Raw genomic sequence first — 24,743 nt, forward strand, 5'->3', positions numbered from 1 at the left:
CGACCGGTTAGCCCGGGCGCGGCCCCGGCGGAAGCGGCCCGGTCGGCCCCGACCCGCGAACCGAGCGCATGCCATTGACGGGCGCCGCGTCCCCATGCGGTAGGATGGCGCTACGTCCGGTCCGCCCGGCGTCGCCGGAGCTCGTCGCCATGCCCCGCCCCACCTACCCGATCGTCGGGATCGGCGCCTCCGCCGGAGGCATCGAGGCGCTCGAGCGGCTGTTCCGCAACATGCCCGATAACCCGGGCCTCGGCTTCGTGGTCGTCACCCACCTCAGCCCCAACCGGAGCAGCCTGCTCGACGAGGTGTTGGCGCGCTACACCACCATGCCGGTGGTGGCGGCGGCGGAGGGGATGGAGGTCGCCATCAACACCGTCTACCTGCGGCCGTCCGGCAGCACCCTCACGATCGCGGACGGGCGGCTCCGCCTGCGGCCCGGCGCCAAGGACCGCCCCGAACGCCAGCCCGTCGACATCTTCCTGGCCTCGCTCGCCAAGGACTGCGGCGAATGCGCCGCCTCAATCGTGCTGTCGGGCGGCGACGGCGACGGCACGCTCGGCACCAAGGCCGTGAAGGAGGCCGGCGGCCTGACGCTGGCCCAGGTGGCCGACGGCCACGGCCCGTCCCATCCCGACATGCCGCTCAGCGCCATCGCCACCGGCCTCGTCGACTTCGCCGTGCCGGCCGAGCAGATGGGGACGCCGCTCGTGACCTTCGCCCGCGGCATCGCCGATGCCGACATGGCGGAAGTCTCCGCCGACACGTCCGGGAGCGGCGAGCGCGGCGACGAGCGGCGCCACGAGATCTACGCCATCCTGCGCAACCAGGTCGGCCACGACTTCTCGGGCTACAAGGTCAAGACCTTCGACCGCCGCGTGCTGCGCCGCATGCAGGTCGCCCAGCGCGACACGCTGGAGGCCTATCTCGAGCTGCTGCGCCGCGAGCCCAAGGAGGCCGGCGCCCTATTCCGGGACCTCCTCATCAACGTCACCAACTTCTTCCGCGACGCCGAAGCCTTCGACAAGCTCGCCGAGATCGTCATCCCCCGCCTGCTCGAAGGCCGCGGCGCCGACGATGTCGTCCGGGTGTGGGTGCCGGGCTGCGCCACCGGCGAGGAGGTGTATTCCGTCGCCATCCTGATGCGCGAATACATGGAACGCCTGGCGGCCGTGCCGCGCGTCCAGATCTTCGCCACCGACATCGACGAGCGCGCCCTCGCCATCGCCCGGGCCGGCCGCTACCCGGAGGGCCTGCTCGACAACCTCACGCCCGAGCGCCGCAAGCGCTACTTCATCGAGGACGGCGGCAGCTCCGTGCTCACCAAGGACGTGCGCGACCTGTGCGTCTTCTCGCCCCACAGCGTCATCCGCGACCCGCCCTTCTCGCGCATCGACCTGATCTCCTGCCGCAACCTGCTGATCTACTTCGGCCCGGACATCCAGAACCAGGTGATCCCGACCTTCCACTATGCGCTGCGGCCGGGCGGCTACCTGTTCCTCGGCACGTCGGAAAGCGTGAGCCAGTTCGCCGACGTGTTCACGCCGCTCGACAAGAAGCAGCGCATCTTCCGCAGCCGCGACACCCGCTCCGGCTCGCTGCCCTTGCCGGCGCTCGTGGGCAGCACGGCGCGGCTGTTCCCGTCCCCCTCGACGCAGATCGTCCGCCCGCAGCTGTCCGGCGGCACCGTGGTGCGCCAGGCGGTGGAGCGCCAGGTGCTGGAGCGCTTCGGGCCGGCCCATGTCGTGGCGACGCGCGACGGCGACGTCGTCTATTATTCGCCACGGACCGGCAAATACCTCGAACCGGCGGCCGGAGCGCCGACGCGCCAGCTCGTCAACATGGCGCGCAAGGGCCTGCGCCTCGACCTGCGCACGGCCTTCGCCGATGCCGTGGACCGCAACGCCCGGGTGACGCGCGAGGGCCTCGCGGTCGAGACGGAGGACGGGCGCATCCAGCTCGTGACCCTCACGGTCGAGCCCATGGCCGAGAGCGACGAGGACAGGCCGCTGTTCCTGGTGCTCTTCGCCGACGAGGGCTCGGTCCTCAGCCGTGAAACCGCGCTCACCCGCGCCCAGCTGCAGCACGGCGGCGCCGTCGCCCACCTCGAGACGGAGCTGCGCGAGACGCGCGAGCGCCTGCAGTCCTTGATCGAGGAATACGAGACGGCGCTCGAGGAGCTGAAGTCGTCGAACGAGGAGCTGGTCTCGGTCAACGAGGAACTCCAGTCGACCAACGAGGAGCTGGAAGCCTCGAAGGAAGAACTCCAGTCGTTGAACGAGGAGCTCCACACCGTCAATGCCGAGCTGAACCTCAAGGTGGAAGCGCTCGACCGGGCCAACAGCGACCTGCAGAACCTATTCGAGAGCACGCCGCTCGCCACCGTCTTCCTCGACCGCAACCTCGCGATCCGCTCCTACACGCCCGCCGTCACGGACATCTTCAACATCCTGCCGGGCGACCGGGGGCGGCCGCTGACCGACCTCGCGAGCCGCGTCGCGGTGCCGGACCTGTCGGCCGACGTCGCCGCCGTGATGTCGTCGGGACAGATGGTCGAGCGCACGCCCGATCGCACCGGCGCGGGGCCCCACCTCCTCGTGCGCCTCGCCCCCTACCGCGGCGCGGGGGAACAGGTCGACGGCATCGTGGTGACGTTCATCAACATCTCGACGCTGATCAACGCGGAGAAGCGCCAGCAGGTGCTGATCGACGAGCTACTCCACCGCACCCGCAACCTCCTGGCCGTGGTGCGCAACATCGCCCGCCAGACGCTCGGGCGCGGCGGATCGGTGGACACGTTCTCGGAGCGGCTCTCGGCGCTCGGCCGCGTGCAGAACCTCGTCACCCGGGCGGCGACCGACGCCGTCGACCTGCGCGAACTCATCACGCTCGAGTTCGACGCCCACGGCGCCCTCGGATCGGGGCAGGTCACGATCGAGGGGCCGCCCGTGGCGCTCCGCCTCGGGCAGGTGCAGACCTTCGCGCTCGCCCTGCACGAGCTGTCCACCAATGCCGTCAAGCACGGCGCCCTCAAGGTGCCGGAGGGTCGGCTGGCCGTGCGATGGCGCATCATCCAGCGCCCGGCCGGCGCGGGCCAACTCGTGCTCGACTGGGTCGAGACGGGCCTCCGGCTCGATCCCGCGGCCGTGGCCGGCCAGGGCTACGGGCGCGAACTGATCGAACGCGCCCTGACCTTCGACCTCCAGGCACGCACCCGGTTCGAGATCGCGCCCGGCGGCGCCACGTGTCGCATCGAGGTCGACCTCATCCTGCCCCGGCGCCCGGAGGGCGAGCCCGCCTGACGCCGGCCCGACCGGCCCCGAACCCGCTGGCTCGCGTCGGGCTTGAGCGCGTCCCGAAACGGAGCCTCGTTGCAACCTGTGCTTCCGATGGGGCGAAGCGGCCCCGGCGACCGGGCCAACGGCTGAGCAGATCTCGCTCAGACAGCCGTCCGGTGGCGGCCCGTCGCGCCTCCGCGCCTGGCGAACGGGCGCCGGGGGCCTCGTCCGGCCCGGGAGGCCGTCACGCGTTTCCGCTTGCTTCTGAACCCGCCATCCTCGACAAGACCCCCGTTCATCACGGCTCGCCCGTCCATTCGCGGCGGCGAGCGCCGTGCCCGAAACCCCGGGCCGATCGCCGACAGCCCGGAGGCGGTGTCGGGCGATGGGTTGGACAGCATGGTCGATTTGCCGCGTTCGGTGGTCGGCTGTCCTCGAGATGAGCCGTTCCGCCCCGCGGTCGAGCAAATTTCGTTCACCCGCGGTGGTTGATTTCACGCGGATGCTCGGGTTAGTTTCCGCAGGCCTTGACACAGGGGATTGCCGATGATGAACGCCCTGCTGCGCAAGCTGGAACGATTCGAAACCCTCACCCGCGGCGAACGCGACGCCGTCGAGCAGCTTTGCGCCGGTGCCGTGCATCATCGCGGCGACGAGCAGGTCGGCCAGGCCGGCACGATCCCGATCCTGCTGCACGGCTTCGCCTATCGGTTCAAGCTGCTGTCCGACGGCCGGCGGCAGATCCACGGGCTCTTCGTGTCGGGCGACCTGTGCCGCCACATCTACGGTCACCTGGCGGGGCAGGGCGAGTGCGGGGTCCGCACGCTGACGCCCTCGCTCGTGGCGTCCGTCCAGGTCACGACGCTTCTGGCCGTGATGGAGGAGCATCCCCGCATCGCCAAGGCCCTGTGGGCCAACACTGTGGCGGACGACGCCCTGCTGCGGGAATGGGTGGTGAGCCTGGGACGCCGCACCGCCTACGAGCGCATGGCGCATCTCTTCTGCGAAGTCTTCCTGCGCCTGCGGGCCGTGGGCCAGGCCGAGGGCGAGTCCTGCGACCTGCCGCTGACCCAGATGGACCTCGGAGACCTCATGGGCCTGTCCACCGTCCACGTGAACCGGGTGCTCCAGCAGCTGCGTCGCGACGGGCTGATCGCCCTCAAGGGCTCGCAGCTGACCATCCGCGACGTGGGCGTGCTCAGCCGGGCGGCCGACCTCGACCCGTCCTATCTCGGTCTCGACACCCTGCCGAGCTCCGGCCGCACCGGCACGGCCCGCGCCCAGATCGCCTGACGGCGCGCCGCGAACCTGCCGCCGCGGTTGACAGGTGCGCGCCGGGCCGGTAACCAGCCGCCTTCACCTGCGCGGCCTCGCGCCCCGCGGGTTGAAACTGCCTGGGGCCGCAAGGGTCCCGGCGACGCACCCGCGGCCGTTCCCAATCACCGGTGAGCTGCCTGTCGGCCTGGCCCCACGGCCCGGCGAAGGAGGGCGCGTTCCTCACCTTGTGAAAAGAGGACGCGATGACCAAGCGCTTACAGTCCAAGTACAAGATCGACCGCCGCCTCGGCCAGAACATCTGGGGCCGCCCGAAGAGCCCGGTCAACCGCCGTGAATACGGCCCCGGCCAGCACGGCCAGCGCCGCAAGGGCAAGCCGACCGACTTCGGCACCCAGCTGAAGGCGAAGCAGAAGCTCAAGGGTTATTACGGCAACATCTCCGAGAAGCAGTTCCGGAAGTACTATGCCGAGGCGATCCGCCTGAAGGGCGACTCGTCCCAGAACCTCGTCGGCCTGCTCGAGCGCCGCCTCGACATGGTGGTGTACCGCTGCAAGTTCGTGGCGACGATCTTCGCCGCCCGCCAGTTCGTCAACCACGGCCACATCCGGGTGAACGGCAAGCGCGTCAACATCGCCTCCTACCTCGTGAAGGTCGGCGACAAGATCGAAGTGAAGGAATCGTCCCGCGAACTCGCCTTCGTGATCGAGGCGGGCCAGCTCGGCGAGCGTGACGTGCCGGATTATTTCGAGCACGACGATGGCAAGAAGGCCGCCGTCATGACCCGGGTGCCGGGCCTCACCGAGGTCCCCTATCCGGTCCACATGGAACCGAACCTCGTCATCGAGTTCTATTCGCGCTGATCCCGGCCTTCCGGACCGCAGCACGATGAAAGGCCGCCTCCGGGCGGCCTTTTTCGTGGCGCGGCGCCCGCTTCCCCGTCCCTGCAGCGGACGGCGCCTGTCCGCCCAGGCGACAGCCTGCCGGCCATGCCGCCGCCTCCGCCGAGGAGCCTCGCCGGGTTGAGATCTGGCATGCCGGCTGCAATGCGGCCCTCGATCGCGGTTGATGCCGGATGGAGAGCTCATGCGCCGAACGACGTCCCCCCTATTCCGCCCGGCGCCGCCGGCCCGCCTTGCCGGGAGCCATGGCGTTGGCTCGGGCCCCGCCGGCGGGACGGCGGGGGCGGGACGGTGAGCCGGACGGAGGGGTCCGCTGCGGCGGGACGGGACGGGCCGGTGGCCTTCGCCCACATCGGCGACCTGCACCTCACCGACGCCAAGCAGCGCAACTTCACGGATTTCCTCGCCATCGTGGCGCAGATCGAGATCCAATGCGCGGCCGCGATCGATTTCGTGGTCCTGCCCGGCGACAATGCCGACAACGGCCTGCCGGGCCAGTATGCGCTGGCGGCGACGGCGCTGAAGATGCTGAGCGTGCCGGTCCACGTCATCCCGGGCGACCACGACATGGAGCAGGGCGGGCTGGCCAACTTCTACGCGGTGCTGAAGGCCGAGCCCTTGCCCCGCGCCGTCACGGTGCGGGGGGCCCGCTGCCTGTTCCTCGACATCAGCGGGCCGGGCTCGGGCGGCCCGGATTTCCGCCTGGGCCAGGACCAGGCCGCCTGGCTCGAAGCCGAACTGGCGGCCGCGCGCCGCGCGGACGCGCCCGCCCTCGTCTTCACCCACACCTATCCCGAGGACCTGCAGGGCGAGGGCGAGGGCGCCGCCATGACCCGGCTCCTCGCCGACCACGACGTCGCGCTCGTCGACATGGGCCACACCCACTACAACGAGCTCGCCAACGACGGCCGCACGATCTTCGCCGCCACGCGCTCCACCGGGCAGATCGAGGAAGGGCCCGTCGGCTATTCGATCGCCACGCTCGACGGCGGGGTGGTGAGCTGGCGCTTCAAGGCGCTCGACGACGCCTTCCCCTTCGTCGTCGTCACGGCGCCGGCCGACCACCGGCTGATGCGGGGGCAGGACCAGCGCGTGTCGGGCCGCTGCACGGTCCGGGCGCTGGTCTTCGGCGCCTGCGCGCTGGCGCGCGTCGCCTGCCGGAGCGAGGACGGCGCCTGGGTGGCCATGGCGCTGGGCGACGACGGACGGGCCTGGTCGGCCGAGATCGACGTCCCGGGCGACCGGCTGGTGACGATCGAGGTCGAGGCCGTCGACGTCCAGGGCCGGCCCGGCCTCCATGCCGTCCGGGCGGCCGGTCCCGGCTACGCGCCCCCGGCCCGGGTGGGTCGGGGCAGCGACGCCGATGCCGTGGGGTCCTGGCCGGAAAACGGCATCTTCGGCACCCAGCTCGGCCCCAACCGCAACGGCGCCTCGTCGTCCTGACGCCCGCTCCCCATCGTCCCACACCGCCGAGACCCATCACGTGACGCAGATACAGATGTGGACCTGGGGCATCGCCGCCCTGGCCACCGCCGGAGTCATCATCCGGCCCTTCGGCTGGCCCGAGTTCATCTGGGCGGTGGCCGGCGCCGCGCTGCTCGTCGTGGCGGGGCTGCTGCCCTGGCACGACGCCCTGGCCGGCATCGGCAAGGGCACGGACGTGTACCTGTTCCTCACCGGCATGATGCTCCTGTCGGAGATCGCCCGCGAGGAGGGCCTCTTCGACTGGCTGGCGGCGCTGGCGACCAAGCGCGCCAACGGGTCGCCCCAGAAGCTGTTCCTGCTGATCTACCTCGTCGGCACCGTCGTGACGGCGTTCCTGTCCAACGACGCGGCCGCCGTGGTGCTGACGCCGGCGGTCGCCGCCGCCGTCAAGACCGCCAAGGCCAAGGACCCGCTGCCCTATCTCTTCATCTGCGCCTTCATCGCCAACGCGGCCTCCTTCGTGCTGCCGATCTCGAACCCTGCCAACCTCGTGATCTACGGCGCGCACATGCCGCCGCTGCTCGAATGGCTGCCGCGGTTCGCCATCCCCTCGGTCCTGTCGATCGCCGCCACCTATGCGGTGCTGCGCCTGACGCAGAACGGGATGCTGAAGGCGGACGCGATCGAGACCGAGGTCGACGTCCCGGAGCTCAAGGGGACCGGCAAGCTCGCCGGGGCCGGCATCGTGCTGACGGCCGTCGCCCTCCTGGTCTCCTCGGCCTTCGACATCCAGCTCGGCCTGCCGACGGCGGTCTGCGGCATCGCCACGGCGGCGATCGTCCTGGTCGTCAAGCGCGCCAACCCCTGGTCCACCGTGAAGGGCATCTCCTGGGCGGTGCTGCCGCTGGTGGCGGGGCTGTTCGTGATGGTCGAGGCCCTCGACAAGACGGGCCTCATCCGCATGATCGCGGACGCGCTGCACCGGGCCGCGCAGGCCTCCGCCGTTGAGACGGCCTGGGGGGCGGGCGTGCTCATCGCCTTCCTGTGCAACATCCTGAACAACCTGCCGGCGGGCCTCATCGCGGGCAGCGCCGTGCAGGGCGCGCACGTGTCCGACCAGGTGACGAGCGCCATCCTGATCGGCGTCGACCTCGGCCCGAACCTGTCGGTCACGGGATCCCTCGCCACCATCCTGTGGCTGACCGCGCTGAAGCGCGAAGGCGTGAGCGTCGGCGCCGGCCAGTTCCTCAAACTCGGCGTCCTCGTCATGCCGCCGGCGCTGCTCCTCGCCATCGCCGGCCTCGTCCTCCTCCACTGAGCGGGCGCCGGCGCCCCTCCGGGGGGCGCGCGCCCCAGGCCCCGGCCCGTCGCGATCGCGGGCCCCATCCACGAGCGACCCCCCAATGACAGCCGTGCTCCTCTATCCCTTCATCATCGTCGCGGGCCTGCTGCAGGCGCTCGGCAATTCCATGAACGCCCAGCTCCGCGCGAGGCTGGTCAACCCGTGGCTGACCGCGACGGTCTCGTTCCTGCCCATCGTCTTCGTCTTCACCGCGCTGTTCTTCCTGATGCCGACCCCGCTGCCCACCCTGGCCACGCTCGGCCAGATGCCCTGGTACGCTCCCCTGGGCGGCATCGCCGGCGCCGTGGCGGTGTTCGGCGGCCTGGCCTTCGTCGACAAGGTCGGCGCCGGCCCGTTCAACGGCCTGACCATCACGGGCAACATCATCACGTCGCTGGCCCTCGACGCCTTCGGCCTCTTCGGCCTGCCGGGGTCGGGGTTCAAGCTGGTGCCGTGGATCGGCGGCCTGCTCATGGTCGGCGGCGTCGTCCTCATCGCCCGCACGAGCGGCAACGAGGGCGGGAAGGACGAGGGGCTCGCCGGAAAGCTGCTCTACCCCTTCATCCTCGTGGCGGGAGCCCTGCAGGCGCTCGGCGTGGTGTGGAACGCCCAGCTCCACCATGCCCTCGTCAATCCCTGGCTGGCCGCGACCGTCTCGTTCCTGCCCGTCGTCTTCGTCTTCGCCATGATGCTGTTCGTCCGGCCGAGCCCCCTGCCGGACCGGGACGGGGTCGCCAAGGTGCGGTGGTGGATGCCGCTCGCCGGCATCGCCGGGGCGGTCGCGGTGTTCGGCGGCCTGCTGTTCGTCGACAAGGTCGGTGCCGGTGCCTTCAACGGCCTGCTCATCACCGCCAACCTGCTCACCTCCATCGCGCTCGACCACTTCGGTCTGCTCGACATGAAGACGGTGAAGGCCGGGCCGGAGCGCCTGGGCGGGGCGGCCGTGATGGTGGTCGGCATCGTGCTGATCTCGATCTTCTGACGGCGCGTGGGCCGGGCCTCTGCCGGGGCGGTCCGGGCCGCGCCGATGGTCCCACGCGGGTCCTGCCGTCGCCGTCCCGCGCCGGTTTCCAGGCCCGAACCCGTCAGGCGGGCTCTTCGGCGAAGGTGTAGACGTCGAGCGGCCGGCCGACGCCGCGCAGCGGATAGGCGCCGAGCGGCTTCAGGGCCGCGGCGCAGCGGGCCTTGGCGACGAAGGCGCCGGAGAACAGCGCCTTGGAGCCGATCTCCTTCGTCAAGGTCTCGAGCCGCGACGCGACGTTGACGGCGGGGCCGATCACGGTGAAGTCGAGCCGGGTGCGCGAGCCGATGTTGCCGTACATCACGTCCCCGTAATTGACCCCGACGCCGTAGCCCAGGGCGCCCCGGCCCTCGGCCACCCGGCGCTGGTTCAGCGCCGCCATGGAACGGCAGATGTCCGCCACCGCGCCCACGGCGCTGGCGGCATCGTCGGGGAAGATGGCGAGGAGCCCGTCGCCCATGAACTTCAGGATCTCGCCGCCGTGCCGCTCGATCGGGTCGGACAGGGCGTCGAAATAGTCGTTGAGCAGCGCGATGACGTCGTCGCGCGGCCACAGGTCGGAGATGGTGGTGAAGTCCCGCAGGTCCACGATGACGATGGCGGCCTCCACCGTGAAGCCGCTGCCGCGCCGCGTGGCGCCGGCCAGGATGGCTTCGCCGGCATGCGGGCCCACGTAAGTGTCGAGCAAGGTGCGGGCCAGCCGGTTCTTCAGCCGCACGTCCGTGACGCCGGCGAGGACCGGCAGGAGATCGGCCAGCAGCCCCACATCCTCGTCGGCGAACCCGCCCGGCCGGTCCGTCGCGAAGGTGATGAAGTGGCGCTTGCCGAGCGTGAACTCGAAGGGCCAGGCCACGTAGTCGGTGATGCCCTCGCGGCGGAGTTCGCCGAACAGCGGATAGGCGTCGTCGGCCGGATCGGTCCCGTCGAGCCGGGCCCGCACCACGTCGGCCCCGGCGCGGATGGCGGCGGCGGGGCTGAAGCGGAAGGCGTCGGTTTCGCGGGTGTCGTAGTCGGAGGGGCGAAGCTCCGCCTGCGTCAGGCCGCGGCGCCACAGGACGCGGACGCCGAGCCACTGCGGGTTCTGGGTTTCGAGGAACATGGCGGCCCGGGCGACGGGCAGGCCGGAGTGCTCGAGCCGGCGGCAAAGCTCCACGAAGATGACGTCGAGGTAGCGTTCGTCCCGCGTCCCGGTGACGAGCCAGTCGAGCACGGCCGTCCGCCGCGCCGGCCAGTGGCCGGTCTCGAACGCCCCGAAGGCCTCGTAGGTCATGACGACTGTCCCCGGCTGCGGGCACCCCGGTGCGTGCGACGTATCCTATAGCATGGGAGCGCGGAAGCGAGCCCGCCATGGGGGGCGGGCGCGGATTCACCACGCGTTCGCGCCGACCCGTTCTGCAGCGCCTGCCGACCTGGCCTGCGGCGCCTTGCCCTGCAACATTCGGGCGCGCCGGGACTTGTGGCTGGAGCGCCGCCATTGCCGCGCGGCAGCCTACGAGGACGTCCCGATGCCCCAGTTCGACGCGACCATCAAGCACATCAAGGACGGCGTTAAGGGTTATACGGTCAAGGCCGCGGTTTCCAACATCGAGGGCTGGGAAGCCACGCTCGAGAAGTCCGATTCGCCCGGCGTCAAGACGCTGGTGAAGGACCTCGAGAATCTGAAGAAGCACATCCAGGCCGAGAAGCCGAACGGCGAGCAGATCAAGAAGCTCCTGGCCAAGCTCGGCAAGGAGACGGTGACGCTGGCCGGCAAGTCCGAGGGCAAGAACGCCGAGAAGGCCAAGGCGCTCGGCGAAGCCCTGACCCACATGGTGGACGCGCCCGAGGGCGAGACGGAAGACGCCAAGGCCGAGTGACCTCGGCGACCCTGGAGCAGTATCGGCTTTCTCCGAGTCGCCTTGGCGACTCCAAGCCGATGAAACTGCTCGCCATTCGAGAGCTGGAGCGAATTCGCCGAAGGCGAAAGCGCTCTAGCCTTCCCCCCCGTGATATCGCAAGGCCCGACGGAGCGATCCGGCGGGCCTTGGCGCGTCAGGACGCCGCCGTGCAGCTCTGGCCGCCGGGGCGCGGTGCGCCATCCGGGGCGAAGACGTAGCGGTGGTCGCAGACGGCGACCTGCGGGGGGCGGGCCGCGGCCGTGAAGGCGTCGCTGCCAGTCTTCAGCATGGCCCAGAAGGGCGCGTTGGGGTCGTCGCGGTGCCGGTCGAGGTTGGCCTCCGTCATGCGGAACGGGAAGGCTTCGAGCGGGATGGCGGTCTGCCCGCCCGCGAAGGCCTCGTGGGCGAGGCCGTAGATCTCCTCGATCTGGGCGTTGGTCATGGCGTAGCAGCCGACCGAGCGGCAGCCCCCGTGCACCATGAGGGAATCCCCGGTGCGGCCGAAGGAGCGGTCGAAGGCGTTGGGATAGCCGGTGTTGAACGACAGGTATTCGCGGCTGTGCGGGTTCATCTGGTTCGGCGCCACCGTGTAGAACCCTTCCGGCGCCTGGTGGTCGCCCTCGGCCTTCTTGGGGCCGAGCCCGCCCGAGAAGCGACAGATGGAATAGGTCTTGAGCGGGCGGTAGCGGCCCTGCCGGTCCTCCTTCAGCACTTCGAGGGTCGAATCCTCCTTGGTGATGCGGATCATGATCGGGGCGCCCCGGTCCATGTCCTTGGCCGCCATCAGCGCCATCGTGTCGGGATAGACGGTGCCGATGTTGACGTGCTCGGCGAGGTCGCCGGCGCAGCCCGCCAGGGCGAGCACGGCGAAGACCAGCGGGAGCAGGCGCGGGCCGCGTGGGAAAGGGAAGCGCATCACGGATTCGACCTGGACCTCGCCCGGAAGGGGCATCCCGCCATCCTGCCGAGGCCGGAGGGAGGGAATATGGCGCCGGCGGGCGAAGGCCGTCGCTGGATGCGACGATGGGCCGGGATGGTGAACGGAGTCTGTGCGGGGCTTCAAGCCTCCGAAGGGGGCGGCGCGAGCATTTCCGCCACACGGGCGACGAAGCGGGTGGCGTCGTCGATGAGCGTCGCCGCGGCGGTGTCACGGACGATCGCATCGGGGTCGATCGAGTAGTCGGCCAATTCCTTATATCGATAGGCGTCGGGCAATGTGCGCCAAAGCTCTCGATCCCCCGGATCGCCGTCCATGGTGACCCGCGAGAAGGTGGCGTGCACACCGCGATGGGTTTTCGCGATGCGCCCGGTCCGCTCGACGATCAGAGCTTCCGCGGCATGGAATGCCGCATAATAGGCGGACCGCGCCGCCTGTCCATGGAGACCCAGGCTGGCGATCAGCCGCGCTTCATCGATGTCGCGTCGAGCCCTGACGAGCGAGGCTTCGGCTTGCGGCGTCACAGGTCGACGCCGTCTCGACGGACTTCCGACATGAACCCCGTCCGGTCCTCGTAGGCTCCGGCGCGGAACGGCATCGCGCCGATGAGGGCGCCATCCTCGTACAGAATATCCGTCTCGATCACGGCGAGCATGCGCGACTCCCGCCCGAAGTCGTCGAAGTCGCGCAGGAACACCGCCACGTCGTAATCGGAATCGGGGCGGTGATCGCCCCGCGCGCGCGAGCCGAACAGCACCACACGCTCGATGCGCTCGCCGTAGGCGGCGTCGAGGGCGGCGCGGAAGCGGGTCAGGACGGGATCGTCGGTCGCGGCCATGGCGGCAGGGTAGCACGGCGCAGGCGCGACCTCCACGCCCGTGGATCGTAGTCCTCAGCGAGGAGAGGCGGCCGCGCCGCCGGCGAGCCGCCGGTCGAACCACACCAGCCCCAACCCCGCCGCCACGAAGCCGGCGGCGATCAGCACGGCATCGACCAGCGTCGCCGCCCAGCCGATGCGGCCGACGTCGATGAACGGATAGGGGTAGATCCCGTCCGCCGCGCCGCGCCCCAGGGCATAGGCGAAGTAGAGCAGCGGCACGGCGGCCCAGGGCGCCACGTCCCGGTAGCGCAGGGCGCCGCGCCGCACCCGCATCAGCCAGAACAGCAGGACCAGCGCCGGGGTGATGCCGTGGAGGAAGAGGTCGGCGAGCTTCTCCTGCGCGGTCTGCACCAGCGTGCCGGCGAGCAGGAGGTGGTAGACGATCGCCACCAGCAGCGCGTTGAGCACGAGGCCGCCGAGCAGCGCCGGCGGGGCGGGGGACGGCCGGGCGGCGAGCCGCGTGAAGGCCAGCGCCACGGCGAGGTTCACCAGCACCGTGAAGTAGCGCAGCAGCACCCAGAGCGCCGCCAGGGCCGTGCCGGTGGCGCCGAGCGTCGCCCCGGCCTGGACGGCGAGGCCGAACCAGGCCGAGGCCGCCACGAGGGCCGCGAAGGCCCGCCCGCCGCCCGTCAAAACATGAAGTACCGCTGCGCCATCGGCAGCACGTCGGCGGGCTGGCAGGTCAGGAGTTCGCCGTCGGCCACGACCGCGTAGGTTTCGGGATCGATCTTGAGGTCCGGCGTCGCGCCGTTGTGGATCATGCTGGACTTGCGCAGGGTGCCGCGCGTGCCCTCCACGGCGACCAGCGGCTTCGACACCCGCAACCGTTCGGCGAGGCCGCCGGCCAGCGACGTGCCCGACACGAAGGTCACGCTCGTCGCCGCGACCGCCCGGCCGTAGGCGCCGAACATCGGGCGGTAGTGCACGGGCTGGGGCGTCGGGATGGAAGCGTTGGGGTCGCCCATGGGGGCCGCCGCGATCATGCCGCCCTTGAGGATCAGGTCCGGCTTCACGCCGAAGAAGGCCGGCGTCCACAGCACGAGATCGGCGAGCTTGCCGGGCTCGATCGAGCCGATGTGGCGCGACACGCCATGCGCCAAGGCCGGGTTGATGGTGTATTTGGCGATGTAGCGCTTGACCCGCCGGTTGTCGTTGTCGCCGCTCTCGCCCTCGAGGGCGCCCCGCTGGCGCTTCATCTTGTCGGCCGTCTGCCAGGTGCGGATGATGACCTCGCCGACGCGGCCCATGGCCTGGCTGTCCGACGACATCATCGAGAGCGCGCCGATGTCGTGCAGGATGTCCTCGGCGGCGATCGTCTCCTTGCGGATGCGCGATTCCGCGAAGGCGAGGTCCTCCGGGATGGCGCCGTCGAGGTGGTGGCACACCATCAGCATGTCGAGGTGTTCGTCGAGCGTGTTGACGGTGAAGGGGCGCGTCGGGTTGGTGGAGGAGGGGAGCACGTTCTCCAGGCCCGCCACCCGCATGATGTCGGGCGCGTGGCCGCCGCCCGCCCCCTCGGTGTGGAAGGCGTGGATGGTGCGGCCCTTGAAGGCCGCGATCGTGTCCTCGACGAAGCCGCTCTCGTTCAGCGTGTCGGTGTGGATCATCACCTGCACGTCGTGGTCGTCGGCGACCGACAGGCAATTGTCGATGGCGGCCGGGGTGGTGCCCCAGTCCTCGTGCAGCTTCAGCGCGCAGGCGCCGCCCTCCACCTGCTCGACGAGGCCGGCCGGGGTCGCGGCATTGCCCTTGCCGGCGAAGCCGAGGTTCATCGGGAAGGCATCGGCGGCCTCGATCATGCGGGCGATGTGCCAGGGGCCGGGCGTGCAGGTGGTGGCGAAGGTGCCGGTGGCGGGGCCGGTGCCGCCGCCCAGCATGGAGGTGACGCCGCTCATCAGCGCCTCCTCGATCTGTTGCGGGCAGATGAAGTGGATGTGGGTGTCGAAGCCCCCCGCCGTCAGGATCTTGCCCTCGCCGGCGATGACCTCGGTGCCGGGACCGATGACCAGCGTCACGCCGGGCTGGATCTCGGGGTTGCCGGCCTTGCCGACGCCGACGATGCGCCCGTCCTTGAGGCCCACGTCGCCCTTCACGATGCCCCAATGGTCCAGCACCACGGCGTTGGTGATGACGGTGTCGAGCGCGCCCTGCGCCCGGCTCCGCTGGCTCTGCCCCATGCCGTCGCGGATCACCTTGCCGCCGCCGAACTTCACCTCCTCGCCGTAGGTGGTGAAGTCGCGCTCGACCTCGATCACCAGCGCCGTGTCGGCGAGGCGCAGCCGGTCGCCCGTCGTGGGGCCGAACATGTCGCCGTAGGCGGAACGGGGCAGCGTGCAGGACATGGCGGGCTCCTTCGACGGCGCGAGCTTAGAGGGAGAGCGGCGGTTTTGGAATCCGGCATTGCACCATCGGGTCCCGCGTCGCACCATCGTCATGGCCCGGCCGCAGGAACATTTCGCACCCGCATCCGTCTCCCCGGGGGCCGAGGCCCCGCGGCGGTGCGACAGGACACAGGATCCCATGGCGTTCGACGGCTCCGCCCCCGACGGTCCCCAGGCGCAGGACGCGCCCGAATGGCTCGAAGCCGACGGGCTCGGCGGCTACGCGTCGGGCGCCGCCGACGGGGTGCGGACGCGGCGCTACCATGCGCTGCTGCTGACGGCGACGACGCCCCCCACCCACCGGTTCGTGCTGGTCAACGGCGTCGAGGCCGTGGTCGAGACGGGGGACGGGCGCCACGGCCTGTCGTCCCAGCGCTACCTGCCGGACGTGCTCCACCCCGACGGGGCGCGGCGCATCCTGTCCTTCCACCGCGACCCCTGGCCGACCTGGGTCTTCGGCCTGCCGGACGGGACGGAGGTCCGGCACGAGGTCTTCGTCGAGCCGCACGGCGGCGAAACCGTGCTCACCTGGCGCCGCACCGCCGGGCCGCCCGGCCCCTGTCGCCTGGAGGTCCGGCCGCTGCTCACGGGCCGGGACCACGGCGCGCTGCACCAGGCCAACGACGTCTTCCGCTTCGATGCCGAGGCCACGGGCGGCACCGTGTCGTGGCGGCCCTATGCGGCGCTGCCGGCCGCGACGGCGCTGACCACCGGCACCTACCGGCACGACCCCGTGTGGCGGCGAAGGGTGCTCTACACGGTGGAGCGCGAGCGCGGCCTCGACCATGTCGAGGACGTGGCCTCGCCCGGCGCCTTCGCCTTCGACCTCGCCGCCGCGCCCGCCGTCATGGTGCTGCGCGCCGGCGACGGACGCTCGGGCGACGCCGCCCGCCACGCCGCCGACCTCGCCGCAACCGAGCGGGCGCGGCGCGGCGCCTTCGGGTCGGGCCTGCGCGGCGCGGCGGCCGCCTATGTGGTGGCGCGCGGGCCGGGGCGCACGGTCGTGGCGGGCTTTCCCTGGTTCACCGACTGGGGCCGCGACACGTTCATCGCCATGCGGGGCCTGCTGCTGGCCACGGGCCGCCTGGAGGAAGCCCGCGCCGTGCTGCTCGGCTGGGCGGAGGCGGTGGACGGCGGTATGCTGCCGAACCGCTTTCCCGACAGCGGCGAGGCGCCGGAGTTCAACGCCGTCGACGCCTCGCTCTGGTTCGTCGTGGCGGTGCACGACACGCTCGACGCCTGCGCGGCCGCCGGCGCGCCGGTGCCGGAGGCCGAGGCCGAACGCTGGCGGGCCGCCGCCGAGGCCATCCTGGGAAGCTACAGCGCGGGCACCCGGTTCGGCATCCGCGCCGAGGCCGACGGCCTGCTGCACGCCGGCCAGGAGGGCGTGCAGCTCACCTGGATGGACGCCATCACGGACGGCCACGTCGTGACGCCGCGCCGGGGCAAGCCCGTCGAAATCCAGGCGCTGTGGATCAACGCGCTGGAGATCGCGGCCCGGCGCTGGTCCGACGGTTGGCGGGAGCCCGCCGACCGGGCCCGGGCGGCCTTCGCGGCGCGCTTCGCCGCCCCGGCGGGCGGCCTCTACGACATCGTGGACGTCGACGGCGCCCCGGGCGCGGTGGACGCCAGCGTCAGGCCCAACCAGGTCTTCGCGGTGGGCGGCCTGCCGTTCCCGCTGCTCGAGGGCGCGGCGGCCCGCGCCGTGGTGGACCTCGTCGAGGCCAAGCTCCTCACGCCGCTCGGCCTGCGCACCCTGTCGCCCGACGACCCCGCCTTTATCCCGCGCTATCGCGGCGACCTCGTGCGGCGCGACGCCGCCTACCACCAGGGCACCGCCTGGCCCTGGCTGCTCGGCCCCTTCGTGCAGGCCTGGCTCCGGGTGCGGGGCGGCACGGCCGCCGCCAAGGCCGAGGCCGCCGGGCGCTTCCTGGCGCCCCTCATGCGGCACCTCGACGACAACGGCCTCGGCCACGTTTCCGAGGTCGTGGACGGCGCCGCGCCGCACCATGCCGGGGGATGCCCCTGGCAGGCCTGGTCGCTCGGCGAACTCATCCGCATCCGCCGGATGCTCGATCTCGACGTCTGAAGGGGAGGTCCCGATGTCCGCCACCGACCAGAGCCGGGCCGCACCCTGTTTCGCCACGGCCGAGGGCGTGCGCCTGCGCGATGCCGAGGCGGGCGGCTGGCGCCGCTGGGGCCCCTACCTCAGCGAGCGCGCCTGGGGCACGGTGCGGGAAGACTACAGCGCCGGCGGCGACGCCTGGTCCTACTTCCCGCACGACCATGCCCGCTCCCGCGCCTATCGCTGGAGCGAGGACGGCATCGCGGGCTTCTCGGACGAGCATCAGCGCTGGTGCCTCGCCGTCGCGCTGTGGAACGGCCGCGACCCTATCCTGAAGGAGCGGATGTTCGGCCTGACCAACGCCGAGGGCAACCACGGCGAGGACGTCAAGGAGCTCTGGTACTACCTCGACGGCACCCCCACCCATTCCTACATGCGGACGCTGTACAAGTACCCGCAGGCGCCCTTCCCCTACGCCGACCTGATCGCCGAGAACGCGCGCCGCAAGCGCACCGATGCGACCGCCTTCGAATACGAGCTCTTCGACACCGGCGTCTTTGCCGAGAACCGCTATTTCGACGTCACGACCGAATATGCCAAGCACGGCCCCGAGGACGTGCTGATGCGGGTGACGGTGGCGAACCGCGGCCCCGAGGCGGCCGAGCTCCACGTGCTGCCCCACCTGTGGGCCCGCAACACCTGGGCCTGGGAGGAGGGCCACCCGAAGCCGGTCCTCGCCCTGCAGGACGACGGCAGCGTGCTGGCGCAGCGCGTCCACGACCGGGACCGGTGCTTCACGGCCCTCGGCGAGGCCGAGTGGCTCTTCTGCGACAACGACACCAACACCCGCCGCCTCGACGGCACGGACGCGTCCGGGTTCTTCAAGGACGGCATCAACGACCGCGTGGTCGGGGGCGACCACGGCGCCGTCAACCCCGCCGGCCAGGGCACGAAATGCGCCGCCTGGGTGCGGCTGCGCGTCGAGCCCGGCGCCGAGGCCGTGCTGCGCTTCCGCCTGGCGCCGCGCGATGCCGCCAGCCTCGACGCGGCCGGCTTCGACCGCGTCTTCGCCACCCGCATCGCGGAAGCCGATGCCTTCTACGCCGCCATCCAGGCCGATATCGCGGACGCGGACGCGCGCCTGGTGCAGCGGCAGGCCTTCGCCGGCATGCTCTGGTCCAAGCAGTTCTACCACCTCGACGTGCGCCGCTGGCTCGCCGGCGACCCCGCCATGCCGCCTGCGCCGAAGCAGCGCCGCCACGGCCGCGACAGCGACTGGAAGCACCTCGTCAACGCCGACATCGTGTCGATGCCGGACAAGTGGGAATATCCCTGGTACGCGGCCTGGGACCTCGCCTTTCACTGCACGGTCTTCGCGCTGATCGACCCGGAATTCGCCAAGGCGCAGCTCGTGCTGCTCACCCGCGAATGGTACATGCACCCCAACGGCCAGCTTCCGGCCTACGAGTGGAACTTCGGCGACGTCAACCCGCCGGTCCACGGCCTCGCGGCCTGGCGCGTCTACCAGATGGACCGGGCCATGACGGGCACGGCGGACCGGGGTTTCCTGGTCCGGGTCTTCCACAAGCTGATGATCAACTTCACCTGGTGGGTGAACCGCAAGGACGTCGACGGGCGCAACATCTTCCAGGGCGGCTTCCTCGGCCTCGACAACATCGGGGTCTTCGACCGCTCGAAGCCGCTGCCGACGGGCGGCTTCATCTCGCAGGCCGACGGCACCGCCTGGATGGCGGCCTATACGCTGAACCTCATGCAGATCGCGCTCGAACTCGCCGAGAACGACGCGGCCTACGAGGACATCGCGTCGAAGTTCTTCGAGCATTTCCTGCTCATCGCCGAGGCCATGACGGATATCGGCGACGGTCGCGACGACGACGGCGACCCGGCGCTCGGCCTGTGGGACGAGCAGGACGGCTTCTACTACGACATCCTCAACCTGCCGGACGGCAACCGCGTGCCGCTGCGCGTCCGCTCGCTCGTCGGGCTGATCCCGCTCTGCGCCGTGGCGGTGCTGGACAGCGACACGGTGAAGAAGTTCCCGGGCTTCGCCTCGCGCCTCGAATGGATGCTGACGAACCGGCCCGACCTCGCCCAGCTGGTGTCCCGCTGGGGCGAGCCCGGCAAGGACCGGCGCCTCCTGCTCTCGCTGCTGCGCCGCCACCGCATGCAGGCCCTGATGACCCGCATGATGGACGAGACGGAGTTCCTGTCCGCCTATGGGGTGCGCTCCGTGTCGAAGTTCCACGAGGCCCAGCCCTTCATCTACGACTGGGACGGCACGCGCTTCCAGGTCGACTACGAGCCGGCGGAATCCACCACGACGCTGTTCGGCGGCAATTCCAACTGGCGCGGCCCCATCTGGATGCCCATCAACTTCGTGCTGATCGAGGCGCTCTACGAGTTCGAGAAGTTCTACGAGGACGCCGATTTCCAGATCGAATGTCCCAAGGGGTCCGGCACCATGCTGACCCTGCCGGAGATCGGGGCTGAACTGTCGCGGCGGCTCAACGCGCTGTTCCTGCGCGGCGAGGACGGCCGGCGCCCCGTGCTGGGCGGCAACGAGACGTTCCAGACCGACCCGCATTTCCGGGACCTCGTGCCCTTCCACGAATACTTCCACGGCGAGAACGGCGCCGGCCTCGGTGCCGCCCACCAGACCGGCTGGTCGGGCCTCGCCGCCCTCCTGCTGCAGCCGCGCCGCCGCTCCGCCGGCACGCTCATCCCCGTCACCTCGGCCAAGGGGGACGCCCGATAAGCCCCGCCGGGCGGCGGGAGCCGGCGCGCGGCGCGACCGGACGGGGCGGCTTCGACGCTCCCCTCGACGACATGGCCCGGCGGCCGGCGCCGCGTGCACCCGGCAGGAAAGGACAACGCTCATGGAGATCAGGCGCAGCGGCTCGCAGCCGTCCGGCAAGGGACCGGCCGAATGGTTCACCGGCACGGTCCGCATCGACCCGCTGAACAGCCCGCCCGAGCCCGCCCGTGTCGCCATGGCCCACGTCACCTTCGAGCCCGGCGCCCGCACGGCCTGGCACACCCATCCGTTCGGCCAGACCCTCATCGTGACGTCGGGCTTCGGCCGGGTGCAGCGAGAGGGCGGCCCGGTCGAGGAGATCCGGCCGGGCGACGTGGTGTGGTTCGAGCCGGGCGAGAAACATTGGCACGGCGCCTCGGGCACGACGGCCATGAGCCACATCGCCGTCCAGGAGAAGCGGGACGGCTCCCCCGTCGACTGGATGGAGCAGGTCACGGAAGAGCAATATCGGGGTTGACGGCGATGCCGCGGCCGCTCGGGGCGAGGTTCGCCTTCCCGAAGCTCTTTGGAACCTCTATAAATCAGACAACGGAGGCGCTGCCATGAGCATATCCATCACCCTGACCATCAACGGGACGCGACGGGAGATCGCCCTCGACGACCCCCGCGTCACGTTGCTCGACCTGCTTCGCGAACGGCTCGACCTCACCGGCACCAAGAAGGGGTGCGACCGCGGCCAGTGCGGCGCCTGCACGGTGCTGGTCGACGGCCGGCGGGTGAATGCCTGCCTGGCGCTGGCCGTCAGCCACGACGGTTCCGACGTCCTCACCATCGAGGGCCTGTCCGAGGGAGACCGGCTGCATCCCGTGCAGGCCGCCTTCATCGACCACGACGGCTTCCAGTGCGGCTTCTGCACGCCGGGCCAGATCATGAGCGCCGTCGGCCTCATCCGCGAGGCCCAGGCCGGCAACGACCCCGAGCGCATCCGCGAGGCCATGAGCGGCAACCTGTGCCGCTGCGGCGCCTATGCGGGCATCACCGAGGCGGTGCTCGACGCCCAGGCCCGCCTGGCGGGCGAGTCCCGCACCGCGGGCGACAGCCAGGAGAAGGCCGCGTGAAGCGCTTCGACTACATCCGCGCCGGGAGCCCGGCCGAGGCCGTCGCGGCGGGCGCCGCCGACGGCACCGTCTTCCTCGCCGGCGGCACCAACCTCCTCGACCTCATGAAGGGCAACGTCCTGCGCCCCGACCGGCTCGTGGACGTGACGAAGCTGCCGGGCCTCGACCGCATCGAGCGGCGGCCCGACGGCTCCACCCGCATCGGCGCGCTGGTGCGCAACGGCGACCTCGCCCATGACGCGGGCTTCGCCCGGGCCTATCCGGCGGTCGCCGAGGCACTGCTGTCCGGCGCCTCGGCGCAGCTCCGCAATGCCGCCACGACGGCCGGCAACCTGCTGCAGCGCACGCGCTGCCCCTACTTCACCGATACGGCCAGCGCCTGCAACAAGCGCGAGCCCGGCTCGGGCTGCGACGCGCTCGGCGGCGAAACCCGGCTGCACGCCATCCTCGGCTGGGACTCGTCCTGCATCGCCGTCAACCCGTCCGACTTCTGCGTGCCGCTGGCGGCGCTCGACGCCGTGGTGGAGATCGAGGGCGCGGGCGGGGTGCGCAGCGTGCCGCTGGTGGACTTCCACCGCCTGCCGGAGGGCGAGCCCTGGCGCGAAACGCTGCTGGAGCCCGGCGACCTCATCACCGGCGTGGTGCTGCCGGCCGAGGCGGCGGGCTTCGCCGCCAACAGCCGCTACCTCAAGGTCCGCGACCGCACCTCCTACGCCTTCGCGGTCGTGTCGGCCGCGGCGGCCCTGAAGCTCGACGGCGAGCGCATCGTCGACGCGCGCCTCGCCTTCGGCGGCGTCGCCCTCAAGCCCTGGCGCGCCCGCAAGGCCGAGGCCGTCCTGGCCGGCCAGCCCGCCACGCCCGAGACGTTCCGCCGCGCGGCAGAGGCGGCCCTGGCGGATGCCAAGCCGTCCGGCGACAATGCCTACAAGATCGAACTCGCCCGGCGCATCGCCGTGCGGGCCCTCACGCTGGCCAAGGCCGGCACGCCCGCGCGCATGCCCGCGCTGCCGGCGTCCCCCTTCGCCTCGCCGCTCGGAGTCGCCGCACATGCCTGAGCAGACCCACACCCGCTACGGCTCCAACATCGGCCAGCCGCTCACCCGCCGCGAAGGCCTCCTCAAGGTCACGGGCTCGGCCCGCTTCGCCGCCGACAACCACCCGGAGGGGATGCTCTACGCCGCCCTGGCCACCAGCACGATCGCCCGCGGCCGCGTCACCTTCCTCGACGTCGCGGCCGCCAAGGCCCACCCGGGCGTGGTCGACGTCATAGTGCCGGGCAACACGCCGCAGCTCGCCTTCGACCCCGACGACAAGGACAGCCCCTTCACGTTCCGCATGGACGTGCTGCAGAACGACCGCGTCCGCTACGCCAACCAGGCCATCGCGGTGGTGATCGGCGAGACGCTGGAAGCCGCCACCGAGGGCGCCGCGCTGCTGGCGCCGCGCTACGACGTCGAGCCCGCCCGCATGGGCCTCGACGGCAACGAAACCTTCGTGCCCCCGGCCGTCGGCGTCGGCGAGCCGCCGGACATCGACAACGGCGGCGACGTGGACGCCGGGCTCGCGGGCTCGGCCAAGCGGGTCGACGCCACCTACGAGACGCCCGCCCAGTACCACAACGCCATGGAGCCCCATGCCATCGTGGCGCAGTGGGACGGCGACAAGCTCACCGTCGACACGCCCAGCCAGGCGCTGACCATGGGCCAGGGCCGCATCGCCCAGCTCTTCGGCATCGACCCCGCCAACATCCTGATCCGCTCGCCCTTCCTGGGCGGCGGCTTCGGCTCCAAGGCCTTGATGAAGGGGCCGCAGATCCTCGGCATCATGGCGGCCCGGCGGACGGGCCGGCCCGTCAAGCTCGTGCTGCGCCGCGACCAGATGTTCGGCCCCGTCGGCCACCGGGCGCCCACGCGCCAGACGGTGCGGATGGGCACGGACGACAGCGGCCAGATCCAGGCCATCCACCACCACAACCACACGGCGACGTCGAGCTTCGACGACTTCTTCGAGCCCGCCGCCAACCTGTCGCATACGCTCTATGCGGCGCCGGCCTTGAAGACCACGCACACGGCGGTGCGCCTCGACACCGGCACGCCGCTGTTCATGCGGGCGCCCGGCGAGGCTTCGGGCTCGATCGCGCTGGAAAGCGCCGTCGACGAGATGGCCGAAGCCTGCGGCATGGATCCGCTGGCCTTCCGGCTCAAGAACTATGCCGAGGTGGAGCCCATCTCGGGCAAGCCCTTCTCCTCCAAGAACCTGCGCGAATGCTACGAGCAGGGGGCCGCGGCCTTCGGCTGGTCGAAGCGCGCCGCGGCGCCGCGCACCATGCGCGACGAGGCGGGGCTCCTGGTCGGCTGGGGCATGGGCACCGCCACGTTCCCGGCGCTGATCTTCGCCGCCGATGCCCGCGCCACGCTGAAGGCGGATGGTACCGGCCTCGTCGAGATCGGCGCCCAGGACATGGGGCAGGGCGCCTGGACGGCGCTGGCGCAGATCGCCGCCGACGGACTCGGGCTCGACATCGACCAGGTCGAGTTCCGCATGGGCAGCTCGGACCTGCCGAACGGCGGCATCGCGGGCGGCTCCGGCCACACCGCCACGGCCGGCAACGCCATCCACGCGGCGGGCGGCGACGTCATCGCCAAGCTGGCGCGCCTCGCCACCGACGACCAGCGCTCGCCGCTGTTCGGCGCCGGCAATGCCGGCGTGGTAGCGCGGGACGGCCGCCTCGTGCGGCGCGACGACGAGAGCCGCGGCGAAAGCTACGCCGACATCCTGGCCCGGGCCGGCCTGCCCGCGCTCGAGGGCCAGGGCAGTGCGGGCGCCGACCAGGATGCCCAGAAGCGCTATGCCATGCATGCCCACGGCGCCGTCTTCGCCGAGGTGAAGGTCGACCCCGAGCTCGGCCAGATCCGCTGCACGCGCCTCGTCGGCGCCTTCGCGGCCGGCCGTGTCATCAACCCGCGTCTGGTGCGCAGCCAGTATTTCGGCGGCATGATCTGGGGGGTGAGCTTCGCCCTGCACGAGGAGGCCGTCATGGACCACCGCTCGGGCCGGCCGCTCAACGCCAACCTCGGCGAGTACCATGTGCCGGTGAATGCCGACATCCCGTCGCTCGAGGCCATCCTGGTCGACGAGAAGGACAGCATCATCAACGCCCTCGGCGTGAAGGGCGTGGGCGAGATCGGCATCACCGGCACGGCCGGCGCCATCGCCAACGCCGTCTACCACGCGACCGGCGTTCGGGTGCGCCAGGCCCCGATCCGGCTGGAGCGGCTGCTCGGCGACCTGCCGCTCGCCGCCGAATGATGCCGCCGCCCGGGGGACGATCCCTCCGGGCGGCGTCTCCAAGCAGCGCCGGCCCCCGGCGCGCCGGATTGCCCGGCATTCGACCGATCCGCGAAGTCCCGCCTTGACGATACCCGACGATCGGCCGCGGCGCGCAACCTTCCGGTAGGGAGCCGCGCCT

The 24,743-nt window shown here is 71.4% G+C and carries 19 protein-coding genes; 13 read left to right on the plus strand and 6 right to left on the minus strand.

The annotated features are described in order from the left end of the window. Positions 1-149 precede the first annotated feature (149 nt). From D3272_RS12330 to D3272_RS12355, 6 genes are all read left to right on the plus strand, one after another. Positions 150-3,299, plus strand: coding sequence for a CheR family methyltransferase (locus D3272_RS12330; protein WP_129219477.1), 3,150 nt, complete (start codon positions 150-152; stop codon positions 3,297-3,299). A 522-nt stretch (positions 3,300-3,821) separates the two neighbouring features. Further along, positions 3,822-4,568 carry a Crp/Fnr family transcriptional regulator gene (locus D3272_RS12335; RefSeq protein WP_129219478.1) on the plus strand — a complete coding sequence of 249 codons (747 nt, stop codon included), beginning with the start codon at positions 3,822-3,824 and terminating at the stop codon, positions 4,566-4,568. 227 nt (positions 4,569-4,795) lie between these two features. After that, positions 4,796-5,413: a 30S ribosomal protein S4 gene (gene rpsD, locus D3272_RS12340; protein ID WP_129219479.1), complete on the plus strand. Its 618-nt coding sequence runs from the start codon at positions 4,796-4,798 to the stop codon at positions 5,411-5,413. A 375-nt stretch (positions 5,414-5,788) separates the two neighbouring features. After that, positions 5,789-6,895: a metallophosphoesterase gene (locus D3272_RS12345; RefSeq protein ID WP_245496523.1), complete on the plus strand. Its 1,107-nt coding sequence runs from the start codon at positions 5,789-5,791 to the stop codon at positions 6,893-6,895. 55 nt (positions 6,896-6,950) lie between these two features. Then, positions 6,951-8,195, plus strand: coding sequence for an arsenic transporter (locus tag D3272_RS12350; protein ID WP_129219559.1), 1,245 nt, complete (start codon positions 6,951-6,953; stop codon positions 8,193-8,195). Between the two features lie 85 nt (positions 8,196-8,280). After that, positions 8,281-9,201: a DMT family transporter gene (locus D3272_RS12355; protein WP_129219480.1), complete on the plus strand. Its 921-nt coding sequence runs from the start codon at positions 8,281-8,283 to the stop codon at positions 9,199-9,201. A 103-nt stretch (positions 9,202-9,304) separates the two neighbouring features. Here D3272_RS12355 and D3272_RS12360 read toward each other — a convergent pair whose 3' ends face one another. Continuing rightward, complete coding sequence (locus tag D3272_RS12360; RefSeq protein ID WP_129219481.1) at positions 9,305-10,510, minus strand: adenylate/guanylate cyclase domain-containing protein; 1,206 nt, start codon at positions 10,508-10,510, stop codon at positions 9,305-9,307. 235 nt (positions 10,511-10,745) lie between these two features. On the opposite strand from D3272_RS12360, the gene D3272_RS12365 reads away from it, so the two are divergent. Continuing rightward, complete coding sequence (locus tag D3272_RS12365) at positions 10,746-11,096, plus strand: hypothetical protein (protein ID WP_129219482.1); 351 nt, start codon at positions 10,746-10,748, stop codon at positions 11,094-11,096. 175 nt (positions 11,097-11,271) lie between these two features. Here D3272_RS12365 and D3272_RS12370 read toward each other — a convergent pair whose 3' ends face one another. The 5 genes from D3272_RS12370 to ureC all read right to left on the minus strand — a co-directional run bounded on the left by D3272_RS12370 (position 11,272) and on the right by ureC (position 15,276). Continuing rightward, complete coding sequence (locus D3272_RS12370; protein ID WP_129219483.1) at positions 11,272-12,069, minus strand: L,D-transpeptidase family protein; 798 nt, start codon at positions 12,067-12,069, stop codon at positions 11,272-11,274. A 107-nt stretch (positions 12,070-12,176) separates the two neighbouring features. Further along, the gene (locus D3272_RS12375; protein WP_129219484.1) at positions 12,177-12,578 is read right to left on the minus strand and encodes a HEPN domain-containing protein; all 402 of its coding nucleotides are present in this window, start codon (positions 12,576-12,578) and stop codon (positions 12,177-12,179) included. Beyond that, positions 12,575-12,892, minus strand: a complete 318-nt coding sequence (locus tag D3272_RS12380; RefSeq protein WP_129219485.1) for a nucleotidyltransferase domain-containing protein — start codon at positions 12,890-12,892, stop codon at positions 12,575-12,577. The genes D3272_RS12375 and D3272_RS12380 overlap by 4 nt, the downstream gene beginning before the upstream one ends. Positions 12,893-12,946: 54 nt before the next feature. Further along, entirely contained in the window at positions 12,947-13,567 is a 621-nt protein-coding gene (locus D3272_RS12385) for a Pr6Pr family membrane protein (RefSeq protein ID WP_129219486.1), read from the minus strand. Further along, complete coding sequence (ureC, locus tag D3272_RS12390) at positions 13,564-15,276, minus strand: urease subunit alpha (RefSeq protein ID WP_129219487.1); 1,713 nt, start codon at positions 15,274-15,276, stop codon at positions 13,564-13,566. The genes D3272_RS12385 and ureC overlap by 4 nt, the downstream gene beginning before the upstream one ends. A gap of 178 nt (positions 15,277-15,454) precedes the next feature. On the opposite strand from ureC, the gene D3272_RS12395 reads away from it, so the two are divergent. The 6 genes from D3272_RS12395 (at position 15,455) to D3272_RS12420 (ending at position 24,583) form a co-directional block, all read left to right on the plus strand. Further along, on the plus strand, positions 15,455-17,404 hold the full coding sequence (locus tag D3272_RS12395; RefSeq protein WP_129219488.1) for an amylo-alpha-1,6-glucosidase: 1,950 nt from the start codon (positions 15,455-15,457) through the stop codon (positions 17,402-17,404). A gap of 13 nt (positions 17,405-17,417) precedes the next feature. Then, on the plus strand, positions 17,418-20,156 hold the full coding sequence (locus tag D3272_RS12400; protein WP_129219489.1) for an MGH1-like glycoside hydrolase domain-containing protein: 2,739 nt from the start codon (positions 17,418-17,420) through the stop codon (positions 20,154-20,156). A gap of 121 nt (positions 20,157-20,277) precedes the next feature. Further along, on the plus strand, positions 20,278-20,673 hold the full coding sequence (locus tag D3272_RS12405; protein ID WP_129219490.1) for a (R)-mandelonitrile lyase: 396 nt from the start codon (positions 20,278-20,280) through the stop codon (positions 20,671-20,673). Between the two features lie 85 nt (positions 20,674-20,758). Beyond that, complete coding sequence (locus D3272_RS12410; RefSeq protein ID WP_129219491.1) at positions 20,759-21,274, plus strand: (2Fe-2S)-binding protein; 516 nt, start codon at positions 20,759-20,761, stop codon at positions 21,272-21,274. Further along, a complete protein-coding gene (locus D3272_RS12415) occupies positions 21,271-22,329 on the plus strand; it encodes an FAD binding domain-containing protein (protein WP_129219492.1) in 1,059 nt (352 codons plus the stop codon). Before D3272_RS12410 ends, D3272_RS12415 begins: the two co-directional genes overlap by 4 nt. After that, entirely contained in the window at positions 22,322-24,583 is a 2,262-nt protein-coding gene (locus D3272_RS12420) for a xanthine dehydrogenase family protein molybdopterin-binding subunit (RefSeq protein WP_129219493.1), read from the plus strand. Before D3272_RS12415 ends, D3272_RS12420 begins: the two co-directional genes overlap by 8 nt. Positions 24,584-24,743: the final 160 nt, after the last annotated feature.

The sequence above is a fragment of the Lichenibacterium ramalinae genome, from assembly GCF_004137085.1.
Classification (GTDB): Bacteria; Pseudomonadota; Alphaproteobacteria; order Rhizobiales; family Beijerinckiaceae; genus Lichenihabitans; species Lichenihabitans ramalinae.

Excerpts from the sequence above, each read along its gene's own strand:
- D3272_RS12335 (WP_129219478.1), top strand. The coding sequence starts at position 3,822 with ATGATGAACGCCCTGCTGCGCAAGCTGGAACGATTCGAAACCCTCACC.
- D3272_RS12400 (WP_129219489.1), top strand. The coding sequence starts at position 17,418 with ATGTCCGCCACCGACCAGAGCCGGGCCGCACCCTGTTTCGCCACGGCC.
- D3272_RS12360 (WP_129219481.1), bottom strand. The coding sequence starts at position 10,510 with ATGACCTACGAGGCCTTCGGGGCGTTCGAGACCGGCCACTGGCCGGCG.
- D3272_RS12410 (WP_129219491.1), top strand. The coding sequence starts at position 20,759 with ATGAGCATATCCATCACCCTGACCATCAACGGGACGCGACGGGAGATC.
- D3272_RS12370 (WP_129219483.1), bottom strand. The coding sequence starts at position 12,069 with ATGCCCCTTCCGGGCGAGGTCCAGGTCGAATCCGTGATGCGCTTCCCT.
- ureC (WP_129219487.1), bottom strand. The coding sequence starts at position 15,276 with ATGTCCTGCACGCTGCCCCGTTCCGCCTACGGCGACATGTTCGGCCCC.
- D3272_RS12420 (WP_129219493.1), top strand. The coding sequence starts at position 22,322 with ATGCCTGAGCAGACCCACACCCGCTACGGCTCCAACATCGGCCAGCCG.
- D3272_RS12405 (WP_129219490.1), top strand. The coding sequence starts at position 20,278 with ATGGAGATCAGGCGCAGCGGCTCGCAGCCGTCCGGCAAGGGACCGGCC.
- D3272_RS12365 (WP_129219482.1), top strand. The coding sequence starts at position 10,746 with ATGCCCCAGTTCGACGCGACCATCAAGCACATCAAGGACGGCGTTAAG.
- rpsD (WP_129219479.1), top strand. The coding sequence starts at position 4,796 with ATGACCAAGCGCTTACAGTCCAAGTACAAGATCGACCGCCGCCTCGGC.
- D3272_RS12380 (WP_129219485.1), bottom strand. The coding sequence starts at position 12,892 with ATGGCCGCGACCGACGATCCCGTCCTGACCCGCTTCCGCGCCGCCCTC.
- D3272_RS12355 (WP_129219480.1), top strand. The coding sequence starts at position 8,281 with ATGACAGCCGTGCTCCTCTATCCCTTCATCATCGTCGCGGGCCTGCTG.
- D3272_RS12330 (WP_129219477.1), top strand. The coding sequence starts at position 150 with ATGCCCCGCCCCACCTACCCGATCGTCGGGATCGGCGCCTCCGCCGGA.
- D3272_RS12350 (WP_129219559.1), top strand. The coding sequence starts at position 6,951 with ATGTGGACCTGGGGCATCGCCGCCCTGGCCACCGCCGGAGTCATCATC.
- D3272_RS12395 (WP_129219488.1), top strand. The coding sequence starts at position 15,455 with ATGGCGTTCGACGGCTCCGCCCCCGACGGTCCCCAGGCGCAGGACGCG.